The following is a 21,600-nucleotide window of genomic DNA, read 5'->3' as shown; positions in this document are numbered from 1 at the left end:
CCTCCCGGCTTCTCAGCTGATCCAGTGTTTCATTCGTCCACTCATTCCGCCTTATATCGGATGCCAGCAGCAGATGACGTTCACCCGACCATGCGTCTTGTGTCACCACCCGGAGCAGCAATTGCCGTACATTCGTCGTTCCGTAAAAGCTAAAGGCAACAAGCTCCGCCATATTTTGATAAATCTCCAGTGGAGTGGTCTCTTCCTTTAACAGCTTTACATCCAGGGTCAGGACTGAATGTTCCCAGCTTACGCTGGCAATCGGTGTTGTCAAAGGAAGCTCCTTGAGTGTATCTACCAGATTGTCATCGGTCAGCTGCACTCGTTGTTGAGGTGATATGGCCGTCTGGGTCTGGCGGACAGCCGCGGTTCCCGAGTCCAGAGCCTGTATGAGCGGCAGCAATACAGCTGCTGCAGCGGTGATGAGAATCGAGCTGCCGAGTACAATCCAAGGTTTCATCCGTGCCTCCCCTGACCTCTACCCTGTAATGTAGGCTTGCTGCAGTAAAGGTCCTCAATCTCATTGTACAACGAAAAAAAGCAGGCTATGCCTGCATTTTAATCCTCTGTATCCACAACCCCGTGTTTGGTCATAACCACGGCTTTGCCACGGATTTTGATGGCAGAGGTATGATCCGTAAACTGAACGATTAGCACCTCACCCTTGTCCAGCTTTTCTGAATGATGCAGACGTGTATCCTGACCCCTGGTCAAACCAAAAACCTGGCATCCGTTGCTTTTCGCTTTAATCACGACGTACTCACTGTTACCTGGCACGTTTTCTTCCATTTCCTTTCCTCCCTCAGAGCCGAATCTATACTTTTATGATGGGGATTCGAACTTGTTTTGTCAACTACATGTCTCCGGCGTTATTTGCAACAATTGGCACGTCCCGGGCCATACTATCCGTGCAGCACTCGTTAACGAAAGGAGCGAATCTGATGAAAAATTATCGTCCCGCCAATCTTAGCCTGGCCCAGATCGAGCGCCTCCAGCAGCTAGAGCATGAATTCGCCGAGTTGACAGGTCAACCACTGGTCCTGATCGCATACGCCTCGCAGAGCAGCAGGGTAGCTTCCGCTTCTCCTGTCCAACGCCTCTCTACGACAGAATAAACTAGACAAAAAAGAAAAGGCCGTGAATCAAATTCACGGTCTTTCCAGCGCAATGGGAATATGTAAGAAATCTTATTTAATTCCGTCTTTGAGCGCTTTACCCGGTTTAAATGCCGGAATTTTGCTCGCAGGGATTTCGATTTCTTCTCCTGTTTGCGGGTTGCGTCCTTTGCGGGCGGAACGTTCACGAACCTCAAAGTTTCCGAAGCCTACCAGCTGCACCTTGTCACCGTTTTTCAGCGCTCCGGAGATTGCCTCAAATACAGCGTCGATCGCTTTGGTTACGTCCTTTTTGGACAATTCAGTGCTTTCAGAAACCTGGTTGATCAAATCCGTTTTATTCAATATATTCACCTCCTAGTTCAAGTGTAGTCCAGCATTAAGGTTATCGGCACTATAACCGATATGAAGTCGCCTGTATAAAATAGCCCGGGCGTCATACTACCTTCCATAATGTTATCATCTGTTTCCGTTTCGTCGTTAAATATACATGTAATATACCTAACCTCCGCAATATAAGCCGAAACTGGCGTTATATAGCACTCTTCTTGCGTGGAACAAGGTTTATAGTAATACAGTCCACAGACAATTTCAAGTACGGCGTCGGTTTAACACATAAAAAGTAACGTCCAGCGCAAGCACCAGCACAACACCTTTAACGATATCATGAGCAAAATACTGCACATTCATCTTCGTAAGCCCATTGACCAGGACTCCGATCAGCACCGCACCAATAAAAGTACCGATAACATTGGGTTGGCCGGCCCCAAAGACCGAAAAACCAACGAAAACCGCAGCTACCGCCTCCATGTGCAAAGAAGAACCTGCGTCAATCTGCCCCGAGCCTACACGGAGAGCATACAAAATACCGGCAATCGCCGCAAATACGCCCGAGGCCACATAGGCTAACATACGGACTTTTTTGACCCGTATGCCCGACAAACGCGCGGCTTCCTCATTGCCTCCGGTTACATACATCTGACGTACATGCTTCGTGTAAGTCAAGAAAATATGCATCACCACTATGGCCAACAGCAGCAAAATAACTTGAAATTGGAACCCCGAGCCATTTTCCTTGTCCCAGCAACAGAAATGAAGGAGATATCCCCTCCCCCCCCGGCGCCTTGCTGCCGTCAGGGAACTGCATATGGTTGTAAATGGTGTAACCTTGTGCGTACGTTTTATGAATTCCACTTACAATATACATGATTGCGAGGGTTGCCAGCAAATCGGGCATCCGAAGCTTAATAATCAGACACAGTAGCCCCGACAGACAGATGAAAGCCGTCTACAATGAGTGACAGCGTTACACCAATCGCAACGAATGTTACGATTGCAATCGAACCTATAATATCCATTAAATTATCATACGTCCAGAAATAAGACAATGTAGCGAAAAAAACGCCAACACGCCAATAATAACAACGATGGCCCCGTAACGGAACGAAACATTTAACCATTTTTCCTTCATGAATGCACCTCTTCACCGCCGCTGGCATATAGCCGAAGCTGCTCCTTTTCTACTTCGCTCCTCGCAAATTCCTTGATTATTTTGACGTCATACATTATCGCAATCCGGTCACCAATGATGCGGAAAATATCGCTTTTTGCTCCAATATCTACACCCTTGGTCAGCTCGTCAAAAACAAACACATCCGCTCCGGAATGCAGCCACTTCCCTATCGCTACCTTTTGCTGATTCCCGCCGCTCAAATATTTAACAGGCTGGCGAAGAGATGGCGCTTAATGCCAAGAGAAGCGATAACAGCCTTCAGCATCACTTTCTCCTCCGGGTTATCCCCATGCAGCTTTCTGGTACGCATTGCGCACTTGTACGCGCCCGATATCTGTCGGATCTACGGCTGCCGAAGCCACCCAAGGATTTTTCGGGTTCTGAATCATTTGCAGGTCCTCATCGCTCATATCAATACATAGACTTTAATTTCCGTGCATCCCGCTTGCTGGATGGACGGGCAGCGCCTTTGGCGAATTCATCCCAGGCAGCCCAGACTGCTGTAATTTGGCCCTTGGGATATTGCTTTAATACGGCTTCCATCTTGGCTTGCGTGTCCAAAGCAGGATTCTGCGCCGAACCAAAAGCCGCAATTTCCTTAATATCCGGATTGGCATTCAAAAATGCAGCGTAAGCAACCTGACGGCGTTCCATCGGTGCAAACCCGGCCACCCACACTTTGACGATGTTGCCTTTGCCGCCAATATCCTGGTTTCATTTGCTCCAGCGTCAGCTCGGCCATGCTTTGATCATCCTGCGAGAGGAGCGCCCGGTACGTTGACGGCAGCATCAAACATGATAACTGGTATATTGTGGAAATTGCTTTTTTCAGCTCTGGCTCCAGCAGCGCATCACCATGATCGGTTAAAGGCGCTATCTAGATTTCAGAAAAAAATAAAGCAACCGTTCCCCGATTGAATACCGGAAAACGGTTGCCGCAAACTTTCTTGCCTCTAATTTACTAAGTATTGGATTGAGCATCTTTTTTTCATCGGATTATGCTCAAAGAATAATAGCTATGAGCCCACCGGAGCCTTCATTAATGATGCGGCCCAGCGTTTCCTGAAGCTTGTAGCGCGCATTGTCTGGCATCATGGCGATCTTGCCCTGAATCCCTTCGCGTACAATGGAATGCAGAGAACGTCCAAAAATGTCTGACTCCCAAATTTTGATCGGATCATTTTCAAAATCCTGCATCAGATAACGCATAAGCTCCTCACTTTGCTTTTCTGTTCCGATAATCGGAGCAAATTCCGATTCCACATCGACACGGATCATGTGGATAGAAGGTGCAGTTGCCTTGAGCCGCACGCCAAACCTCGTTCCCTGACGAATCAGTTGTGGTTCGTCCAGCGCCATCTCGGCCAGCGACGGAGCGGCAATGCCATACCCCGTTGTCTTGACCATTTCCAGCGCCTCGGCGAAGCGGTCATATTCCCGTTTGGCATGGGCAAAATCCTGCATCAATTGCAGTAAATGATCCTTGCCTCGAATCTCCACTCCGACAACCTCAACCAAAATCTGATCGTACAGCTCATCTGGCGCATATAGATCAATTTCAGCTACGCCCTGCCCCATATTCATTCCGCTCAAGCCGGCCCTGTCGATGAACTCATATTCCATAAACTGGCTGACGACCCGATCTACATCACGCAGGCGTCGAATATCTTTAACCGTATCGCGAACGGAACTTTCATAGTTGCTGCGCAGCCAGTGATCTTCGTTCAGCACCATGACCCAGCTGGGCAGGTTTACATTCACCTCATGTACCGGAAATTCATACAATACTTCACGAAGCACGCCTGTGACATCATCTTCCGTCATCGTGGCTGCGCTGAGTGTCATGACCGGAATGTCGTATTTGTCAGCCAGCTCGCTGCGGAGCTGGAGTGTCTCATCGCTGCGTGGATGCGTGGAGTTGATGACCAGCACAAACGGCTTGCCTACTTCCTTCAACTCCTCAATGACACGTTCCTCTGATTCTACGTATGAGCTGCGCGGGATTTCAGCTATCGTACCGTCTGTCGTCACCACAACACCAAGCGTCGAATGCTCCTGAATGACCTTGCGTGTACCGATTTCCGCCGCTTCCTGAAATGGAATCGGCTCTTCGAACCATGGCGTAGAAATCATCCTCGGGCCATTTTCATCCTCGTAGCCCTTGGCTCCTTCTACTGCGTATCCTACGCAGTCGACCAGACGCACATTCACCTCCAACCCTTCCGTCACTTTGATCTGAACGGCATTATTGGGTACGAATTTAGGCTCCGTCGTCATGATCGTCTTCCCTGCCGCACTTTGCGGCAGCTCATCTACAGCACGGGCACGATCCGCCTCACTTGTAATGTTGGGCAGAACAATCGTCTCCATGAACCGCTTGATAAACGTTGATTTTCCTGTTCGAACTGCGCCAACGACCCCAAGATAAATGTCCCCTCCGGTGCGTTCGGCAATGTCCTTAAAAATGTCCACTTTCTCCAATGAAATCCCCTCCTCAAAAGTCTCCGAAGGAAAAATGCTTAAAGAGCATCCGCTTCGTGTTCAACCAACTGTTTGATCCCAGATGCGGCAGAACAGCCTTTAAAATGCCCGGAAGTCGTCCGCCGCCGAGATTCAGGAGACTGATGGAATCGGCGAAACGGCGTTAACTCGTACATGCATTTGGACTGATACCATCATATGTATCGCCTCCGTAAAATATGTTCTGTTTTTCGAAAAAAAACAGAATAGGCCACAGCCAACATAGTCAAAACGATATTTTACGTTTGGGTCCACTCATCTAATATATGCGAAGAGAAAATCCCCCATGACTTCGGCGCCAGGCTTCAAATAAAAAAAAGGATGTTCTCCTGACTGTTTTTAATCGCCGGAAAACATCCTTTGTCGTTTATTTTTTTGGATACAACGTTTACGGCTGTAGCGGCTGTTTGACACTACCACAGTTCGTCATCTGACGCTTGGCGCTCCAGTTGCCGCCTGATAGCAGCCTTAAGCCTGTCCTCCGGTATCGTAACCTCCACAGCACCCTTAACACGCGCCTGACATGACAATCGTATGCCTTCCCCCAGCAGAGATCCCAGCTTTCGCTGCTCTGCATCGCTGGGAGGGCCAGCGAATGCTGCCCATTCGGGTGATATGTGTACTTTGCACATAAGACAGGCCGCTTTTCCGTCACAACGAGTGGGAATAAATACACCTGCCCTGCGGGCAGCCTGAAGCAGTGTCGTCCCCTGACCGACCCGTACGCGCTTGCCTGACGGCTTAAAAGTAATCTGCACATTCATGAGCGGTCCTCCATTTGTCTTTCTTATTGACACGCATGGAACTTATATATCATGTTGCTTGCCGATGATGGAATGCAGCTCCGGCCAAGGCAATAGCTCGATCAGCCTGTTCAGCTGCTCCTCTGTCCAAATATTACTCATTAGCAGCTGCTGAAGTATTATGATATGACGCTGTGGTTCTTGCCTCATGACCTCTGCAATCGCTTGATACCGGTCAGGACGATTACGCAGCAGATTAAACAGCAATTCGTGACTAAGCGGCGTCAAACGTAGTGAGGAGTGCCCCACATGAAACGGGATTCCCCCCGGCCAGAGAAGCCGTTCAACCTCTAAGCGATATAAGGCTCCGCCACAGAGCACTTCAAATCCCCCCACCAGCTCAATCGGGAAGCCCTCCAGCTTATAGTGGCTTAGCAATGAGACGTACGAGCCGCTGCGGTCAACCTGCTGCCGATCTATATTTACACCCGGAGGGTGGGCATGAAGCTGCTTTGCAGCGTGAATATCCGTATAAACATCAATGTCCCGAGGCAGACGATCCAGGTTAACTCCCTGCACAAGTAGTGAACAGCTTCCTCCCAGCATCCACGGTACTGATACCGTTGACCAGCAGTCAGCCAAGCGACTCAGCGCAACCATCAGATCGTGAGGCAGCCTGTTTAATTGTGCCGATGATATAGCCTCCTTCAACATGATTTCCTCCTTATTAACGTTCAACCCGTTTCCTACTTGGGCATCATTATATCACGTTCGGCATTGTAGTTCGATATTTAAGCCGTGTAAAGCAGGCAAATGCCTGCCTGAATATATAAAAAAAACCGCGAACCTGCCTGGTTCACGGTAATACCTAGCCCATGTGGCGCCGGCGTTTTATTTTTTCATCATCATCTTCATCAATGCTTCCATATTGGAAGAACTCATCCCGCTCTTTTTGACGGCACTGACGATATCCTTTACAGTATCCTCTGACACTGGAATGTTAGCCATCGCAGAGACCTGCTTTATCAGTTGACGCAGCTGCGCTTCATTTTGAAGCGTGTCCGGTTTCACCGTGCTTGCCAGCTTTTTCACTGCATTTTCGGATATGTTTTTGCCGCCTTTTTTGTTAATGGCCTTCAGCGCATCTTTCGGAAAGTTTTTACCCACAATCTCCCCTCCTCCGCCATTGTTCAACTCAGTTTATGAGTGGCTGATATCAAAGGTGATTAAGCTTACAAAAGACATGCCTAATGCCTAACAAAAAAAGGCGATCTCATTCGTAGAAGAAATCTACTTCCGAGATCGCCTTGGTTATATTTTTAGCAGCATCTGACGAAATCTTTATGAATGCCATTGTTCCCACGTTTGCAGCGGCATGACTTCCATCTCTGTCTTTGGATCACGTCCCATCAGTGCCTCGACAGCTTTGCGGACATCACGTCCTTCGAACAGCACTCCATACAGCACTTCTGTAATAGGCATTTGGACGCCAAGCTTCTGTGAAATCGCGTATGCCGCCTTGGTTGTGCGGATACCCTCAACTACCATGCCCATGGATTCCAGTACAGCATCAAGCTGCTGGCCCTGGCCCAAAAGCGAGCCTGCACGCCAGTTGCGGCTGTGACGGCTCGTTGCGGTAACAACAAGATCGCCGATGCCAGCCAGGCCGGCAAAGGTCAGTGGATTAGCGCCCATCTCAACTCCGGCGCGAGTAATTTCAGCCAGCCCGCGGGTCAATAAAGCCGCTTTGGCATTATCACCGAAGCCGAGTCCGTCCGACATGCCAGCACCTAGAGCGATAATGTTTTTTAGGGCCCCGGACAGCTCTACACCAAGCATATCCCGGTTGGTGTACACCCGGAAATAGGAGTTCATGAACAGCTCCTGCGCAGCCTGTGCGGCTTTCTCATTGGAGGAGGCTACAACGACCGTTGTAGGGCATTTTCGTACGACTTCCTCCGCATGACTCGGGCCAGACAACACAGCCACATCTCCCTCGGCGATTTCCAGTTCTTCCGAAATCACCGTAGACATACGCTTGAGCGTTTCGGTTTCAAAGCCTTTAATGGCATGCACTACCAGCATATCCTTGGTAAAGTGGTCTTTTAGACTACGTGCCACCTGACGGGCAGCAGCCGAAGGAGATACAATGACGACAGCTTTGGCACCAGATACCGCCGTCTGCATATCGGTTGTAGCAGAAATCCGCTCAGACAGGATGGATCCGGGCAGGTAATGCTCATTTGTATGTTTTTCATTGATTTCAGCCGCTTGCTGCTCATTTCTCGTCCAAACAGAGACGTCGTTGTTATTACTTGCGAGGACGGAAGCCAAGGCTGTTCCCCAACTGCCCGCGACCAGCACAGCTATTTTCTCAGACAAGACGATCTCCTCCTTTGGAGCCAAGCTTATTTTCATTCCCCCGTGCCAGCTTGACGATATTGGAACGGTGTCTCCATATAGCAAACAAACAAATGACCAAAGCCGTCCAGAAGAAAGACCATTCGTAGCCAAGCACGAGCAATATCCAAGGGGTCAGAATGACAAAAATCAGTGATCCAAGGGACACATATCGAGTGATGATGATGGAGAGAATCGCAATGATTCCGGCGTATAAGGCGGGGAAAAAGGCAAGCGATGTCAATACCCCGATAGCAGTAGCAATACCTTTTCCTCCGCGAAAGTGAAAATATATCGGCCAGTTATGGCCTGCAATCGCCGCAATACCACACAGGCCAGCAAGCCAGGATGATTCTCCGCCCAGCCAGTGTCCGATCAGCACGGCAATAATCCCTTTAATTACGTCCAGCAGCAACACCAGAATAGCCGGGCCTTTTCCAAGCACACGCAGCGTATTTGTCGCACCGGCATTGCCGCTTCCATGTTGACGAATGTCGATTCCTTTTAATTTTCCATACAGCAAGCTAAAGCTGATAGAGCCAAGCAAGTAACTGAGCACGATGGCAACGATCTGTAAAATCAACCTTTTCGCTCCTAACTTTCGTCAGACTTGCGCCGTGTAAAGATACGAATTGGAGTCCCCTCGAAATTGAAGGCGGCGCGAATTTTGTTCTCCAGGTAACGCTCGTAAGAGAAGTGCATGATCTCCGGATCATTAACGAATACAACCATCGTAGGCGGCTTGACAGCAACCTGGGTTACATAGTTAATGCGCAGACGGCGTCCCTTGTCCGTTGGCGGAGGATTGATCGCAACAGCATCGGAAATGACATCATTCAACAAATGCGTCTGAATACGCATAACATGCTGCTGCGCTACATGCTGCACAACGGGAAGCAGCTTTTGCAAGCGTTGCTTCGTTTTGGCAGACAAGAACACAATCGGAGCATAGGTCATGAACAGGAAGTGATCACGAATTTTGGTTTCAAACTGATGCATCGTTTTATCATCTTTATCCACGACATCCCATTTGTTAACCACAAACAGTGACGCTTTGCCCGCTTCATACGCATAGCCTGCAATATGCTTATCCTGCTCAATAATGCCTTCCTCGCCGTTAATGACGACCAGTACCACATCTGCACGCTCAATCGCACGCATCGCACGCATGACACTATATTTTTCTGTTGTTTCATATACTTTACCGCGTTTGCGCATTCCTGCCGTATCAATCAGTACATACTTCTGACCGTCTTTTTCAAAAGGCGTATCAATCGCATCACGGGTTGTGCCTGCGATATCGCTCACAATCACCCGTTCTTCTCCCAGAATAGCGTTCACAAGTGAAGATTTGCCTACGTTCGGGCGACCGATCAAAGCGACACGAATTACGTCATCATCATAATGCTCTTCCTCAAGCTCAGGCAGATTGGTTGTAATTGCATCCAGCAGGTCACCTATCCCTGTACCATGACTACCGGAAACAGCAATCGGATCGCCAAATCCATAAGAGTAGAACTCATAAATCAGTTCGGCACGGTCGAGGTTGTCTACTTTGTTAACCGCTACAATGACCGGTTTACCGGAACGATACAGCATTTGGGCTACCTCTTCATCCGCTTGCGTAATTCCTGCCTTCGCATCACTCATAAAGACAATTACATCCGCTTCTTCTATTGCAAGTTCGGCTTGCATACGGATGGATTTCAAGATGATATCTTCTCCATCTATCTCAATGCCGCCGGTGTCAATAATACTAAAGGATTTACCATTCCACTCCGCTATGCCGTAAATACGGTCACGAGTGATTCCAGGTTTATCTTCCACAATGGACAAACGGTCCCCGATTATCCGATTAAAAATAGTGGACTTTCCCACATTCGGACGACCAACGATAGCCACAACGGGTCTTGCCATAAATTTACTCCTCCTGTCCATTCTTCCGCTTCTCATCATAGCAAAAAACGTACTTATTGGCGATATGGTCACGTAACAACAATCGGCGAACCCTCTGGGTCCGCCGATGGTGTACGTTATGCTTATTATAAAGTGTATATGGATTCAAACTCATTTAAATTTGTTCAGTTTATCACCAAAACGTTCGCCAAGTGTAATACTCAGACCGGAATTATTGAGCGAAACGTTAGGGTTGTTCAGTTCCTCACGAGGCGCACGAGCTGCACGAGGTGCTCTTTCTGCTTTTGGAGCAGCTTCAGGAGCTTCCTCTGTTTCTTTAATGCTCAGGCTAACACGTTTTTCGGAAGGATTCATTTCAAGAATTTTAACTTTTACTTCTTGCCCTTCTTTCAGAACTTCTTGTGGAGTTCCGATGTGTTTGTGGGAAATTTGGGAAATATGCACCAAGCCTTCTACGCCAGGGGCGATTTCAACGAATGCACCGAAGTTAACCAGACGTTTGACAACACCAGTTACGATGTCGTTGTTATTAAATTGTCCCGCAGCCGTTTCCCAAGGACCAGGTTGTACAGCTTTCATACTGAGGCTGATTTTTCCTTTTTCAGGATCTACTTTCAAGACTTTTACTTTTACTTGATCTCCTTCAGAAACAGCATCAGATGGCTTGTCAACATGAGTCCAAGCGATTTCGGATACGTGAACCAATCCATCCACGCCACCTACGTCTACAAAAGCACCAAACTGAGTAAGACGTTGAACCGTACCTACGAGTTCTTGTCCTTCTTTCAGTTCAGCCATTACTTTCTGCTTGTTGGCTTCGAATTCTGCTTCAAGAACGTCTTTTTGAGAAAGGATCACTTTATTGTTTTCACGATCCAGCTCTTTTACAACAACACGCAATGTGCGGCCTTTGTAATCGCTGAAATCTTCAACGAAATGACGTTCTACCATGGATGCAGGAATGAATCCGCGCATACCCACGTCTACCACGATGCCGCCTTTAACGACGTCGTTGACTATGACTTCAAATACTTCTTTGCTTTCGAACAGCTTCTCCAGTTTTTCCCAGGCGTTTTCACTGTCGATTGCACGTTTGGACAGAACAAGCTTTTCTTTGCCGTCGTCAATGCTGATGACTCTAGCTTCGACTTCTTGGCCTACTTGTACTGCTTCTTCTGCGTTATCCAGACCAGAAGACAGCTCGCGAATTGGAATAACTCCATCGTATTTATATCCAATGCTTACTACCGCTTGGTCATCTTCCAATTTCACGATTGTACCTTTAACGGTGTCACCTTTTTTCAGGGAAACAATTTGATCGAGCTCGTCTTGATTTGCCGCCTCAGCAGCTTCTTGATTTTTAATTTCTTCCGACATGTCAATACCCTCCTCAATTCAAAAAAACCATTTATTTAAACCTGCCCATGGCAGAGTTCAAAACATGAAATAAACTTATGTTCTAGTTTTCCGAGCCGACACGCAATTCATGCAAGCCTTTCAGTTATCGGTAGGCTTGCCGGTTTCCCTCATCGTATGAATACGAGCCATGATTGCTTCTGTCGCCAGCTCTAGCGGGTCCCCTTCAATATCGGCGCCTTTTTGGTAAGCATCCAAATTGACAGGCTTGCCGTATATCACTTTCATTTTACGGAAAAGCTTGTAATCACCAACAATCGCGACCGGAACGGCAGCCGCTCCACTGCGCAGTGCAAAGCTCGCAGCCCCCTTCTTGCCAATTCCTCCGGAACCTCTGGAGCCCTCAGGAAAAATACCCATCACCTTGCCATCACGCAAGATGTTCAATGCCAGTTTGATGGATTCCTTGCTCACACCACCGCGTTTGACCGGAAAAGCTCCAAGCTTGTCGATTAGTGGACCAAATACGGGAATATTAAACAGCTCGGCTTTTGCCATAAAATGAACCTTTCGCTTCAGCAAGATACCAACTGTAGGAGGGTCAAAATTACTAATATGATTAGAGCACAACAATACTCCGCCCTCAACAGGAATGTTTTCTCTGCCTACCGCCTCAAGTCTAAACAAAATGCGGTAAATGAGACGCAAAATACTGACGCATACAGTATATATCATTGGCTGTTCTCTCCATCCTTCTCCGCCAAGCAGTAAGATACGATCGTATCTACGACTCCCTGAATGTCCATGTGGGTTGTATCCAGCACAATGGCGTCCTCACTGCAACGAAGCGGAGATACCTCCCTCTCCTCGTCAAACTTGTCACGTGCCGCAATGTCACGTTCAAGCTGTTCCAGAGTGATGTCAGCAGCTCCGTTCAATTCTTTAAAACGACGAGCAGCTCGTTCCTGAACACTTGCAGTCATGAACACCTTAACTTCCGCATCGGGAAGCACCGTCGTTCCAATGTCCCGCCCGTCCATAACGACACCCTTGCGCGCAGCCATTTCACGCTGGTTCTCAGTCAAGCGTGTGCGTAAACCTGCAATACTCGAATACTGTGATACCTTGCTGGTCACTTCCATCGAACGGATTACTGTCGTTACATCTTCCCCGTTACAATAAACCTTTTGGCCTGTGGGGTCCGGTACTAATTCAATCATCAGTTCGGGCACATGTTGAAGCACTTTTTCTGTATCTTCTGCCGGAATTCCCCTGCACATCATGTACCATGTTGCTGCCCGGTACATGGCTCCGGTATCTACATATACATAAGAAAGTGCTTTCGCCACCAGGCGGGCCACTGTACTTTTCCCCGCACCGGCAGGTCCATCAATGGCTACATTTATTTTATTATTTGAAGATACGTGCTGCCTTGCCAACGGGGAATTCCTCCTAACCTAACCTCAAGAAAAAAGCAGGCATTGCCTGCGACGTGAAAATTATACCACACATTTATAGACGATGCAAAATGAACGGCTGGTTTACTGAAAAAGAAAATCCGCAGATGGTTAAGCCATTTCCCGGAATTCCAATTGTTTCTCAAAACAGTATTTAATCAGTTTTTGGCGCTCCTGGTCAGCAATTTGCTCATATTTCATCATGATGAGCTTTCGACCGTTCTCCATCTTCTGAATGCGTACAACTTTAGACTGGAACGAAACATGCTCCAGCTCGCCGTTTTTGTAAGGAACCAAAATCCAGCAGGACAACAATTCTCCTTCTTCCAGAGGGTGTTCTTCCTGGGTATGAAAGGAAACGCCCCCACCGCCCACATCGTGTGTCACTGCTACAAACCTTGATTCGTCTGTATCATGCTTCACCGCAATTTCCAAGCTGGCCTTAACCCGAAGATAGTTGCGCCGCTGAATTTTGCTGATGCTGTCCGGATCCGGCTTTTGAATCCGGACCATCCGCAGTACATCCTCTTTAAAACCAGTAACATGGGTATTAAAATAGTTTTTAATCCCGCCCTCGCTAATAAAAAATATCGATAGCTCTTCGCCCAAAAACAGCTTTTTCAAATGACCTCTCGTTTGTGACATAGGAATTTCGATCAGAAAGTTCAGTGCATCCACTTCCGCAATACGCGATTTGAATTCAAAAAACTCGTCATCATGATCGTTGCCGGCCACTTGTATATATAACATATCATTAATTTTTGGAAACACTCTTCCACCGTCCTTGTCCATTAAAAACTTTGTCAAGGTATATAATACCACGACTTTAAGAATTATATTTATGATAACTAAGGCTAAAGAACAAAAAACCCCCTTAAATTAAGGAGGTTTCGAGCGGTCAAGGAATCTTATCCCTTGGCCTTCAGTGTTATGCATTTTTTGCTTTGGCTTGAGGCTCATCCGAGTCTTTCACTTGCTCAATCGTTTCTTCCATTCCCGTATCTGCATTAATGTATATCCGATAAACGGAGCCATTGATTTTTCCGCCAAATTCATAGCACAAAACTTCTTTCGACAGTTCATTTTTAATCAATGCTTCACGGTGATAAGTCTCATGAAACTCGGGGTTCAGCTTCGCTCGTGCAGCCTTCAAATCCAGTTTTGCCTTGGGGATATGACGGAGAGGATTGTGCTCATGCACATAGTCGCTCGCTTGAAGCCCAGTCACTTGTCCGTTATCCAGGCCCGATCTGACTGTGATTTTTTCCGGATAGATAATCACGTCCCCTTGTACGCTTGCAAATGTGATGGCGGCCAAATTTGTTCTTTCATCATAAGCAACTGGCTTCATCCCCTTGTAGCCCTTTTGTTCAAGAAATTCACTTGCATGCCGAATCGCCTCATTGCGTGTGACTTTTTTGGGACCTACTTCTCGCATATCGTGATAGGAAATGAGCTTACCGCCATTTTTCGTAAAATCCATGGTGGCCACTGGTTTCTGCTTGTTCAGCAGGGTAGCCGTATAGGACGCCCATTCAGTTCCTTTACCATTTTCATGTACACGAATCTGGCTTTCCGGTTTGCCTGTAAACTCAGCTGCATTCCGTTTAATTTGCTCAGCACTCACGACTGGGAGATTCATTTTTTTTGCGGAACGCTTGGCATAAATAGTGGCCACAGAAGGTCCCCAATCCAGTTCCTTGTAACCTTCCACCTTTTTGTCCACGGTTTTGAAGCCATCAATAATCGTGTTATCCTTTGGACCGGTTTGTGCGCCTGGGGCTTGCTCTACATCAGTCCATCGCAAGTTTTTAGTCAAGGCCTTTGCTCGAACTTCGTGCATGCTTTTTGAAATTTCTCTGGAATTGTTATACAACGTTTTCAGATTGGATAATTCTTTCTTCGTTAAAGGCTCGTGATCCAGATCACGCACGGCAGTCTGATATGAAAATGTGGATAAATGTGACAGCAAATCCTTGGCATGATTAAATGGCATCACATTCAGAGGCAACTGGTTAACCTCACTTTGGGCCTCACTTGTAAGCCTCCACACATTCATCAAACATTTGCGGTGCATCGCGTGTGACGTATTATGGACAGCAACCGCGTTTCCCAGTTGGGAATGCAGTTGATCCATATGAAACGACAAATCATGAAACGCGCGCTGATATTGATTTTCTGTTTTAATCGACATGCTTCTTGCCTGAAGAGATACCTCTCTTCTCAACTGGCTTTCCCGATAACCCCACACTAATGCTCCTACCATGATCAAGGCAACAATCGGGAACAATACGGTACTAAGTCGCTTATACATATTGGGAGTCTCCTTTCTTCAAGTACACTACCGATAGTGTGACAAGAAGAAAGCTCTCTTATGCATGGTTTTCCATGAGTTCAACAATAAACTCGCAATGATCGCATATACAACGCTTAAAGCCGGTCAAAATACGCCCTTGCTCCATACGTCCCTTAAGCACAAAGCGTTCTCCGCATCTTTTACAATGAATTCTCACTTTAACGCGCAAAAAAGACACCTCTTTCTCTAACCGTTTGTCAGATCAGTGTGTCCCTTTTTGTTACATATTAACCTTTTCTTCCCGTTTCAATAATCTAAAAGGCGAACGGTTGTTGGCTCGGGTGATTTTCGCCATGCCTCCATACCACAAAAATGCCATCAGAGGAATGATAAACCATACCCAGTCATGCGTAAATTTCGTCAAAATCAAATCATATATGCCGTGCCAAAACCATGGAAGCACCAATGACAGAAGCAGCATGTATCTGCTCCTTCCTCCTTCGGAAAACTTGGCTTTTCCCATATAATAGCCCATCATAACCCCAAACATCGCATGACCAGACACCGGCAGAAGCGATCTCATCAGCAGCATACTCACCGAAGCGTGTCCGGCCCAGGCATACAATAGATTTTCCACCGTTGCAAATCCAAGGGAAACCGCGGTCGCGTACAATATACCGTCATAAGGTTCATCGAACTCGGTATGATTATAGATCATATGATACAGCAGATACCATTTAAAAAATTCTTCCACTCCGGCCGAAATGCCGAACACCTGGATAAACGTGTTATCCCCTAGCCAAAGCAGCAGTCCGCGTTGAAAAATCATGACCGGAAGGACTACCAAAAAGCCGAGCAGAAACACTTTGACAACCATGTGTAGCGGCTCCGCATCATACCTGTCCTTTAAGTAAAAATACATCAGCAAGGCGAGACCCGGCGCTGTCGCTGCCGCCAATACCGAAAACAGAAGCACCGATCATCCCTCCATAAAAATGAGTCGGCTCTGCATTCAGCGCAGAGCCGACAAATTTACCTCAATATTCCTCTCTAAAGCCGAATTAAGAACGGCTGTCAAAATGCGTGCAGATGACAGCAACGGCCTGTTCAGGAATGATCAGCTTGCCGTATTCTTCGAGTATAGCCGGTGTTACAGATGAGCCCTCTCCGAATTCGGCAAGAATCGCGATCAAGGCTCCAAGCTTGGACTCCTCTACTTCTTCCGGCTCCAAATGCAGAATCCATTTTCCTCTATATTGATACAGCTTACCTGCTTCCGTCGTATTGCTGCGGAGCATGTGAGCCGCTTCTATAAGAACTTCAAAATCGCTGAACGCATAAACGATGGAATCACTATGTTCCAACGTAACTTCCATTTCGTAGACTTCCTCTGGAAGTTCTTCATCGGGACCTGAACCATACTGCTGATGGTCGTATTTCCCCCGCGTGACGATAACAACCATTCCCTGAGCAGGAAGCGCAAAAACTTCGACGGCTAACGGCCCTGTGGCATCAAAGCCCAACTCGCTGTATGCCTGATCCATCATTTCAGTGAACAGCTCATGGACTCTAGGAATTTCTTGCCACATATCGTCTTTTTGGATACCGCGTTCGCTCAAGTCGTCAAAGGTAAGGAAAATCCGTATCTTGTCCTGACTTAATCTTTCTATCTTCATACTGGACCCTCCTCATGGCAGCCGAGTTTATTAACAGATTATGATGCAATTATGATGCCTGTGATGAAAATGGATCTATGTATTCATGTTATCATTTTATAACCGCAAATGCACGCAATAAAAATGATAAAAAAAGAATCATTTGTACGGCTTTCACAAAAAAGCCGCAAAATGATTCGGGATAAAGACTCCGGGTTATAATCCCGGTACGGCTGTATGCGTTTCCTTCAAGATTTGCTCGACCTCTCGTTTAACATCGGGATTGCTGCTGATAAAGTCTTTAATCAGCTTTATATTTTCTTCTTTGCTTTGGGCAGCGTGTACGGTTTGATCTGTTTTGGAGTGATGACCATGATCCTTGTGGGTGTCTTGTTTATTCAGCGCAATATCACCCATTCCAGGAAACGCCGCGTCCATCATTTTGCTACGAGCCTTTTGCACCAGATTGCCGCTTTTTCCTCCGTTCATGTCCATGGAAAAGCCTAGCATGTTGCGGTTACGGGAGACCAGAGAGCCTGCGACAGCGCCCAAAAGGATTCCCAGGAAAAATGAAGTTGTTTTCACAATCAGAACCTCCCTTTGTGGTAGAATCAAGCATAGTGTTCGTCAGCAAAGACAAACTCATACGGCATAAATACAGGAAGGTGAGATGGAATAATGGGTACACACTTGGACAAAGCTTACAACGTGGTTCCCAATCAACCAGGGACGAAAAAAGTTCGTTTTGCTGACCTTTGATGATGGGCTCAAAGAAGCGGTCATGATTAATAAAATCATGGATACCCCTGACAAGCACAAGGCCAAAGCGATTTTTTTCGTAAACGGTTATCGTGTCAAAGAACACCCCAAGCTGTTCAAGCTTATCCGTGACCGTGGACAGCCGATCGGCAACCATACCTGGGATCACATTGTGCTAAAGAACAAACCTGAGGCAGAGGTCAAAAAACAGATCGAAACGGTACAAAAAATAGTCAAGGATATCACCGGCCAAGCACGGTCTTTTTCCGGCCTCCTCACGGTGTAGGTGGAGATGTAGGCCGTAAAGTCCGGTAAGCATTGAGGTTCCTGCCAGCTAACAAGAACCTGAGCTTAAGCTCAAATAACCATGGAATAACGGCAATGCTAAAAAGGCCTCCATTCTCTGCATGTACTTATGCGGAAAGTGGAGGTCTTCATTGTATTCCCTTTTATTACCAGATTAATTTACTGAGTGGCGGCGCGCCCTTGATTCCCCACCACAGCAATGCTGCTGTAATGAGTATAAAAAGGGTGCTCAAAAAATTTAAAAACCACTTGCTTACCCGGATGCGGCGAGACGGGAACATCTCTGACCTCGTTCGGTATTCACTGACAGGAGTCTCATCCTCCATCATCACAGCAACTACCGGTGCAGCCCCGACATAAGCCAAATCCGGCACAGGCCGTGAAGCGCGGGAACGGACAGGTTTTGATTTGGGCCTGTCTTCCTCCTTGACTTTGCGGCCTTTTCGCCGGCTACCGTAGGTCTGCACTCTGCTAAGCTCCTGATTCATTCTTCATACCTCCGAAAACGTAACGCCAAACCAGATATAAGGTCAATCACAAAATGGCAAAGGATTGGCGCCCACAGGCTGCCAGTCTGTACGTAAATATAGCCCAATCCGTAACTGCTAAGGAAAACCCAGCCTGTTGGAATCCAATGCCGCAAATACCGGATATGGATAACCGCAAACAAAATGCTGGTCCAATAAGGACCAAAGCTGTATTGAATTGCACCTCTGAACAAAAGCTCCTCACAGACCGAGACGACGGCTGATATACAGATAATATGCCAAATCGGTCGATTTTGAAACAGCAATTGGTTAATACCGCCGTCATCCATAGCATCCTCTGGCATAATCCGGGATAGCAGCAGGTCCACCAAAAGCATGATGGCAGCCAATCCCAGCCCCCACCACAGGACTTGTAAACCGCTTGGGAAGGCGAACAGTTTCAGCACATTTCTACCCTGGAAAATAATCCATATTACACCTATTAGCAGGGCCAGTCCCTGAGTTAGATACAAATTGTAAAGCAGCAAGCGGTCATTCAAGTCCTGAATTTGCGCTCTTTTCCATTTCACTTTCAGTTTTTTCATGATTAGTTAGTCCTCTGCATAGTCTTCTTTAGCATCATAGCCAAAAAGCGGGGCGGATTCAAGAAGACTTCATTCTTAATTAGTCCGCATGCTAAAGCTATTATCTTACCAGCGATCTGCACATGACGCATATCCTATTGACATCCCGTGTAAGCCATGATACATTATGAAAAAATTATTAACGACAACAACAATGATGGAGAAAAGAAATTGATCTCGTCCTCAGAGAATCGGTGCTTGGGTGGAAGCCGATGGCGAAGCAATGTTCTTCAGCGCTCCTGAGTTATTGCATCGAGGCCTTGGAAAATGAGATGTCCTGACTTAGATGCAATCGGCAGAAAACCGTTATCCTTTCGGTCATGCTTATGACCGCTGAAGGCAGTCCTTGCGAAATGGCTGCGAATTAGGGTGGTACCACGATAACTCTCGTCCCTTACTATGGAGATAGTATGTGATTCGGGAGTTTTTTTGATGCCTGAAAATCGCAAAGCAGCTTCGCACAAGTCATCGTGTCCGTCAGTTTGGTGCATAATGTTCATTTATTCCTTTTCCGCGTCAATGCGTTACCAAACTAGTGATTACCCGCTCTCCTGTACTTTTTGAAGCATTTCAAGTTTTTTCATGTTCTTTATGGAATGTATTTCAGCTTGAAGTACATCCTGTCCATAAAAGAAGTTAACTATGAGGAGGAAACCAAATGTTAAAAGTATTAGTATCCGATCCAATCAGTGACCTGGGTATTCAACAGCTGATGGATGCAGACGATGTAACGGTGGACAAGAACACAGGTCTCAGCGAGGATGAATTGGTTCAAATTATTGGTGACTATGACGCTCTGCTCGTCCGCAGTCAAACCCGGGTCACTGAACGCATCTTGGCCGCAGGCAAAAAACTCAAGGTTGTCGGACGTGCCGGTGTCGGGGTGGACAACATCGACCTTAAGGCAGCAACGCAACGCGGAATTATTGTTATCAATGCACCTGACGGCAACACAATTACGACATGTGAGCATACGTTTGCCATGATGATGGCACTGGCGCGCCATATTCCGCAGGCGTATGCCCAAACCATCGTCGGTACGTGGGATCGCAAATCATTCCTCGGTGTCGAGCTACGCAACAAAACGCTTGGCGTGCTTGGCATGGGACGCATCGGCAGCGAGGTGGCCAAACGCGCCAAAGCCTTTGGCATGAACATTCTCGGCTACGATCCATTCCTGACGGAAGAACGCGCCGAGAAGCTGGGCATCAAGCTGGCCAGTGTGAACGAAATTATCCGCAACGCAGATTTCATGACCGTGCACACGCCTTTAACACCGGAAACGAAGCATATGATTGCACGCCCGCAGTTTGAAGCGATGAAAAAAGGAATGCGTATCATTAACTGTGCCCGCGGCGGTGTGATCGATGAGCTGGCTCTCGTTGAGGCCATTAATGAAGGAATTGTGGCTGGCGCAGCTTTTGACGTATTCGAATCGGAGCCGCCAGCACAGGATCATCCGTTCCTCAGCCATCCGAAGATTATCGTGACCCCCCACCTGGGTGCCTCGACAGTCGAAGCACAGGAGAATGTAGCCATCGACGTCTCCGAGCAGGTGCTGCACATTTTGCGTGACGAGCCGTTTAAAAATGCGGTCAACATGCCTCCGGTACCGTCTAATGTCATGACGCAATTGCAACCGTATTTCTCGCTTGGCGAGAAGCTGGGCAGCTTCGCTGCACAGGTAACCAATCAGGCTGTACGTGAAATCCATGTGGATTACGCTGGCGATTTGTCCTCTGTAGATACGCAGCCGCTGACACGCTATATTTTGAAAGGTGTGCTCAGCCGTCATCTGGGCAGTGATGTGAACATTGTAAACTCTGTACATCTTGCCAAAACACGCGACATCCATCTGGTAGTATCTCAGGCGCCGGCTACCAAGGGCTTTACGAACCTGATCACTGTTACGCTTAAAACACAAAGCGGCGAAGAGCAGCGTGTAGCAGGTACCCTGCTCGCAGGTTATGGCGAACGTATCGTTCAGTTGAACCAGTTCCCGGTTGATGTGGCACCAGAAGCTCATTTCCTGCTCATCTCCCACAATGACAAGCCAGGCATTATCGGCCGTGTCGGCACCCTGCTTGGCGAGAACGGCGTCAATATCGCTTCCATGCAAGTAGGCCGTAAAATTGTCGGCGGTGAAGCGATCATGATTCTGACCGTTGATAAAGCTGTGCCAAAAGACGTGCTGGTTCAATTAGTCGGGCTGCCTGAATTGAATACTGCTCAAGAAATAGTGTTAAATTAATAAATTCGCGCTGAAGAAAGCCATTTATTTTCCCTTTAGGCTGAGGCGTCTGGGTAACCAGGCGTCTTTTCATGTGCAGATGCCTAGAATTTAAGTCTCCATTTTGCAGCTGATGTTCCACGTTGAACAAGATAAATATTGATTTTTCAACAAAAAGCACCCTCTTCCGAGGATGCTTCCGAACAGGGGTATCGGCTGGGC

General features: G+C 47.3%; 23 protein-coding genes, 3 pseudogenes and 1 other annotated feature. Of the genes and pseudogenes, 3 read left to right on the top strand and 23 right to left on the bottom strand.

Features of this window, described 5'->3' with window-relative positions:
* The coding region (locus JO375_RS07230; RefSeq protein ID WP_229523815.1) for a hypothetical protein at positions 1-460 on the bottom strand (460 nt) is incomplete at its 3' end.
* A gap of 98 nt (positions 461-558) precedes the next feature.
* Entirely contained in the window at positions 559-789 is a 231-nt protein-coding gene (gene mtrB / locus JO375_RS07225) for a trp RNA-binding attenuation protein MtrB (RefSeq protein ID WP_229523814.1), read from the bottom strand.
* 68 nt (positions 790-857) lie between these two features.
* Between mtrB and JO375_RS07220 the strand changes: the two genes are divergently transcribed.
* Positions 858-1,115: a hypothetical protein gene (locus tag JO375_RS07220; RefSeq protein ID WP_229523813.1), complete on the top strand. Its 258-nt coding sequence runs from the start codon at positions 858-860 to the stop codon at positions 1,113-1,115.
* Between the two features lie 72 nt (positions 1,116-1,187).
* On the opposite strand, the gene JO375_RS07215 is transcribed toward JO375_RS07220, so the two are convergent.
* The 19 genes and pseudogenes from JO375_RS07215 to JO375_RS07125 all read right to left on the bottom strand — a co-directional run bounded on the left by JO375_RS07215 (position 1,188) and on the right by JO375_RS07125 (position 17,557).
* The gene (locus JO375_RS07215) at positions 1,188-1,460 is read right to left on the bottom strand and encodes an HU family DNA-binding protein (RefSeq protein ID WP_229523812.1); all 273 of its coding nucleotides are present in this window, start codon (positions 1,458-1,460) and stop codon (positions 1,188-1,190) included.
* 246 nt (positions 1,461-1,706) lie between these two features.
* Positions 1,707-2,586: pseudogene (locus JO375_RS07210) on the bottom strand (ABC transporter permease).
* Positions 2,583-2,828, bottom strand: a complete 246-nt coding sequence (locus JO375_RS07205) for a hypothetical protein (protein WP_322098707.1) — start codon at positions 2,826-2,828, stop codon at positions 2,583-2,585. The pseudogene JO375_RS07210 and the gene JO375_RS07205 overlap by 4 nt, the downstream one beginning before the upstream one ends.
* Positions 2,829-2,878: 50 nt before the next feature.
* A pseudogene (locus JO375_RS07200) lies at positions 2,879-3,496 on the bottom strand (substrate-binding domain-containing protein); the annotation flags it as partial.
* 134 nt (positions 3,497-3,630) lie between these two features.
* Positions 3,631-5,109: a stage IV sporulation protein A gene (spoIVA, locus tag JO375_RS07195; RefSeq protein ID WP_229523811.1), complete on the bottom strand. Its 1,479-nt coding sequence runs from the start codon at positions 5,107-5,109 to the stop codon at positions 3,631-3,633.
* 452 nt (positions 5,110-5,561) lie between these two features.
* Complete coding sequence (locus JO375_RS07190; RefSeq protein ID WP_229523810.1) at positions 5,562-5,912, bottom strand: 2Fe-2S iron-sulfur cluster-binding protein; 351 nt, start codon at positions 5,910-5,912, stop codon at positions 5,562-5,564.
* A gap of 42 nt (positions 5,913-5,954) precedes the next feature.
* Positions 5,955-6,605: a hypothetical protein gene (locus JO375_RS07185; protein ID WP_229523809.1), complete on the bottom strand. Its 651-nt coding sequence runs from the start codon at positions 6,603-6,605 to the stop codon at positions 5,955-5,957.
* A 177-nt stretch (positions 6,606-6,782) separates the two neighbouring features.
* Positions 6,783-7,058: a stage VI sporulation protein F gene (locus JO375_RS07180; protein WP_229523808.1), complete on the bottom strand. Its 276-nt coding sequence runs from the start codon at positions 7,056-7,058 to the stop codon at positions 6,783-6,785.
* A 174-nt stretch (positions 7,059-7,232) separates the two neighbouring features.
* The gene (locus tag JO375_RS07175; protein WP_322098706.1) at positions 7,233-8,273 is read right to left on the bottom strand and encodes an NAD(P)H-dependent glycerol-3-phosphate dehydrogenase; all 1,041 of its coding nucleotides are present in this window, start codon (positions 8,271-8,273) and stop codon (positions 7,233-7,235) included.
* Positions 8,266-8,874 carry a glycerol-3-phosphate 1-O-acyltransferase PlsY gene (gene plsY / locus JO375_RS07170; RefSeq protein WP_229523806.1) on the bottom strand — a complete coding sequence of 203 codons (609 nt, stop codon included), beginning with the start codon at positions 8,872-8,874 and terminating at the stop codon, positions 8,266-8,268. The genes JO375_RS07175 and plsY overlap by 8 nt, the downstream gene beginning before the upstream one ends.
* Positions 8,875-8,885: 11 nt before the next feature.
* Positions 8,886-10,208, bottom strand: a complete 1,323-nt coding sequence (gene der / locus JO375_RS07165; RefSeq protein WP_229523805.1) for a ribosome biogenesis GTPase Der — start codon at positions 10,206-10,208, stop codon at positions 8,886-8,888.
* 150 nt (positions 10,209-10,358) lie between these two features.
* Positions 10,359-11,585: a 30S ribosomal protein S1 gene (rpsA, locus tag JO375_RS07160; RefSeq protein WP_229523804.1), complete on the bottom strand. Its 1,227-nt coding sequence runs from the start codon at positions 11,583-11,585 to the stop codon at positions 10,359-10,361.
* 120 nt (positions 11,586-11,705) lie between these two features.
* Positions 11,706-12,299: a lysophospholipid acyltransferase family protein gene (locus JO375_RS07155; protein ID WP_229523803.1), complete on the bottom strand. Its 594-nt coding sequence runs from the start codon at positions 12,297-12,299 to the stop codon at positions 11,706-11,708.
* The gene (cmk, locus tag JO375_RS07150) at positions 12,296-13,003 is read right to left on the bottom strand and encodes a (d)CMP kinase (RefSeq protein ID WP_229523802.1); all 708 of its coding nucleotides are present in this window, start codon (positions 13,001-13,003) and stop codon (positions 12,296-12,298) included. The genes JO375_RS07155 and cmk overlap by 4 nt, the downstream gene beginning before the upstream one ends.
* Before the next feature lie 129 nt (positions 13,004-13,132).
* On the bottom strand, positions 13,133-13,792 hold the full coding sequence (locus JO375_RS07145) for a flagellar brake protein (protein WP_229523801.1): 660 nt from the start codon (positions 13,790-13,792) through the stop codon (positions 13,133-13,135).
* A 157-nt stretch (positions 13,793-13,949) separates the two neighbouring features.
* On the bottom strand, positions 13,950-15,335 hold the full coding sequence (ypeB, locus tag JO375_RS07140; RefSeq protein WP_229523800.1) for a germination protein YpeB: 1,386 nt from the start codon (positions 15,333-15,335) through the stop codon (positions 13,950-13,952).
* Between the two features lie 262 nt (positions 15,336-15,597).
* A complete protein-coding gene (gene prsW, locus JO375_RS07135; protein ID WP_229523799.1) occupies positions 15,598-16,293 on the bottom strand; it encodes a glutamic-type intramembrane protease PrsW in 696 nt (231 codons plus the stop codon).
* Positions 16,294-16,378: 85 nt separating this feature from the next.
* The gene (locus tag JO375_RS07130) at positions 16,379-16,993 is read right to left on the bottom strand and encodes a genetic competence negative regulator (RefSeq protein WP_229523798.1); all 615 of its coding nucleotides are present in this window, start codon (positions 16,991-16,993) and stop codon (positions 16,379-16,381) included.
* A gap of 195 nt (positions 16,994-17,188) precedes the next feature.
* Positions 17,189-17,557 (bottom strand): hypothetical protein, encoded by a 369-nt coding sequence (locus JO375_RS07125; RefSeq protein ID WP_229523797.1) that lies wholly within the window; start codon positions 17,555-17,557, stop codon positions 17,189-17,191.
* Between the two features lie 102 nt (positions 17,558-17,659).
* On the opposite strand from JO375_RS07125, the pseudogene JO375_RS07120 reads away from it, so the two are divergent.
* Positions 17,660-18,040, top strand: a pseudogene (locus JO375_RS07120) (polysaccharide deacetylase family protein); the annotation flags it as partial.
* Between the two features lie 143 nt (positions 18,041-18,183).
* Here JO375_RS07120 and JO375_RS07115 read toward each other — a convergent pair.
* The gene (locus JO375_RS07115) at positions 18,184-18,525 is read right to left on the bottom strand and encodes a hypothetical protein (RefSeq protein ID WP_229523796.1); all 342 of its coding nucleotides are present in this window, start codon (positions 18,523-18,525) and stop codon (positions 18,184-18,186) included.
* Entirely contained in the window at positions 18,522-19,109 is a 588-nt protein-coding gene (locus JO375_RS07110) for a type II CAAX endopeptidase family protein (RefSeq protein WP_229523795.1), read from the bottom strand. The genes JO375_RS07115 and JO375_RS07110 overlap by 4 nt, the downstream gene beginning before the upstream one ends.
* Positions 19,110-19,293: 184 nt before the next feature.
* Positions 19,294-19,546: a binding site (T-box leader), on the top strand.
* A gap of 260 nt (positions 19,547-19,806) precedes the next feature.
* Here JO375_RS07110 and serA point away from each other — a divergent pair.
* On the top strand, positions 19,807-21,399 hold the full coding sequence (gene serA / locus JO375_RS07105) for a phosphoglycerate dehydrogenase (protein WP_229523794.1): 1,593 nt from the start codon (positions 19,807-19,809) through the stop codon (positions 21,397-21,399).
* Positions 21,400-21,600 lie beyond the last annotated feature (201 nt).

The sequence above is a fragment of the Paenibacillus farraposensis genome (genome assembly GCF_020736845.1).
Taxonomy (GTDB): domain Bacteria; phylum Bacillota; class Bacilli; order Paenibacillales; family Paenibacillaceae; genus Paenibacillus; species Paenibacillus farraposensis.
The sequence above is the reverse complement of the archived record's forward strand: the minus strand, read 5'-3'. Positions and strand labels throughout refer to the sequence as shown.

Excerpts from the sequence above, each read along its gene's own strand:
- ypeB (WP_229523800.1), bottom strand. The coding sequence starts at position 15,335 with ATGTATAAGCGACTTAGTACCGTATTGTTCCCGATTGTTGCCTTGATC.
- JO375_RS07130 (WP_229523798.1), bottom strand. The coding sequence starts at position 16,993 with ATGAAGATAGAAAGATTAAGTCAGGACAAGATACGGATTTTCCTTACC.
- rpsA (WP_229523804.1), bottom strand. The coding sequence starts at position 11,585 with ATGTCGGAAGAAATTAAAAATCAAGAAGCTGCTGAGGCGGCAAATCAA.
- mtrB (WP_229523814.1), bottom strand. The coding sequence starts at position 789 with ATGGAAGAAAACGTGCCAGGTAACAGTGAGTACGTCGTGATTAAAGCG.
- JO375_RS07185 (WP_229523809.1), bottom strand. The coding sequence starts at position 6,605 with ATGTTGAAGGAGGCTATATCATCGGCACAATTAAACAGGCTGCCTCAC.
- JO375_RS07220 (WP_229523813.1), top strand. The coding sequence starts at position 858 with ATGTCTCCGGCGTTATTTGCAACAATTGGCACGTCCCGGGCCATACTA.
- JO375_RS07115 (WP_229523796.1), bottom strand. The coding sequence starts at position 18,525 with ATGAATCAGGAGCTTAGCAGAGTGCAGACCTACGGTAGCCGGCGAAAA.
- JO375_RS07155 (WP_229523803.1), bottom strand. The coding sequence starts at position 12,299 with ATGATATATACTGTATGCGTCAGTATTTTGCGTCTCATTTACCGCATT.
- serA (WP_229523794.1), top strand. The coding sequence starts at position 19,807 with ATGTTAAAAGTATTAGTATCCGATCCAATCAGTGACCTGGGTATTCAA.
- JO375_RS07110 (WP_229523795.1), bottom strand. The coding sequence starts at position 19,109 with ATGAAAAAACTGAAAGTGAAATGGAAAAGAGCGCAAATTCAGGACTTG.
- der (WP_229523805.1), bottom strand. The coding sequence starts at position 10,208 with ATGGCAAGACCCGTTGTGGCTATCGTTGGTCGTCCGAATGTGGGAAAG.
- JO375_RS07190 (WP_229523810.1), bottom strand. The coding sequence starts at position 5,912 with ATGAATGTGCAGATTACTTTTAAGCCGTCAGGCAAGCGCGTACGGGTC.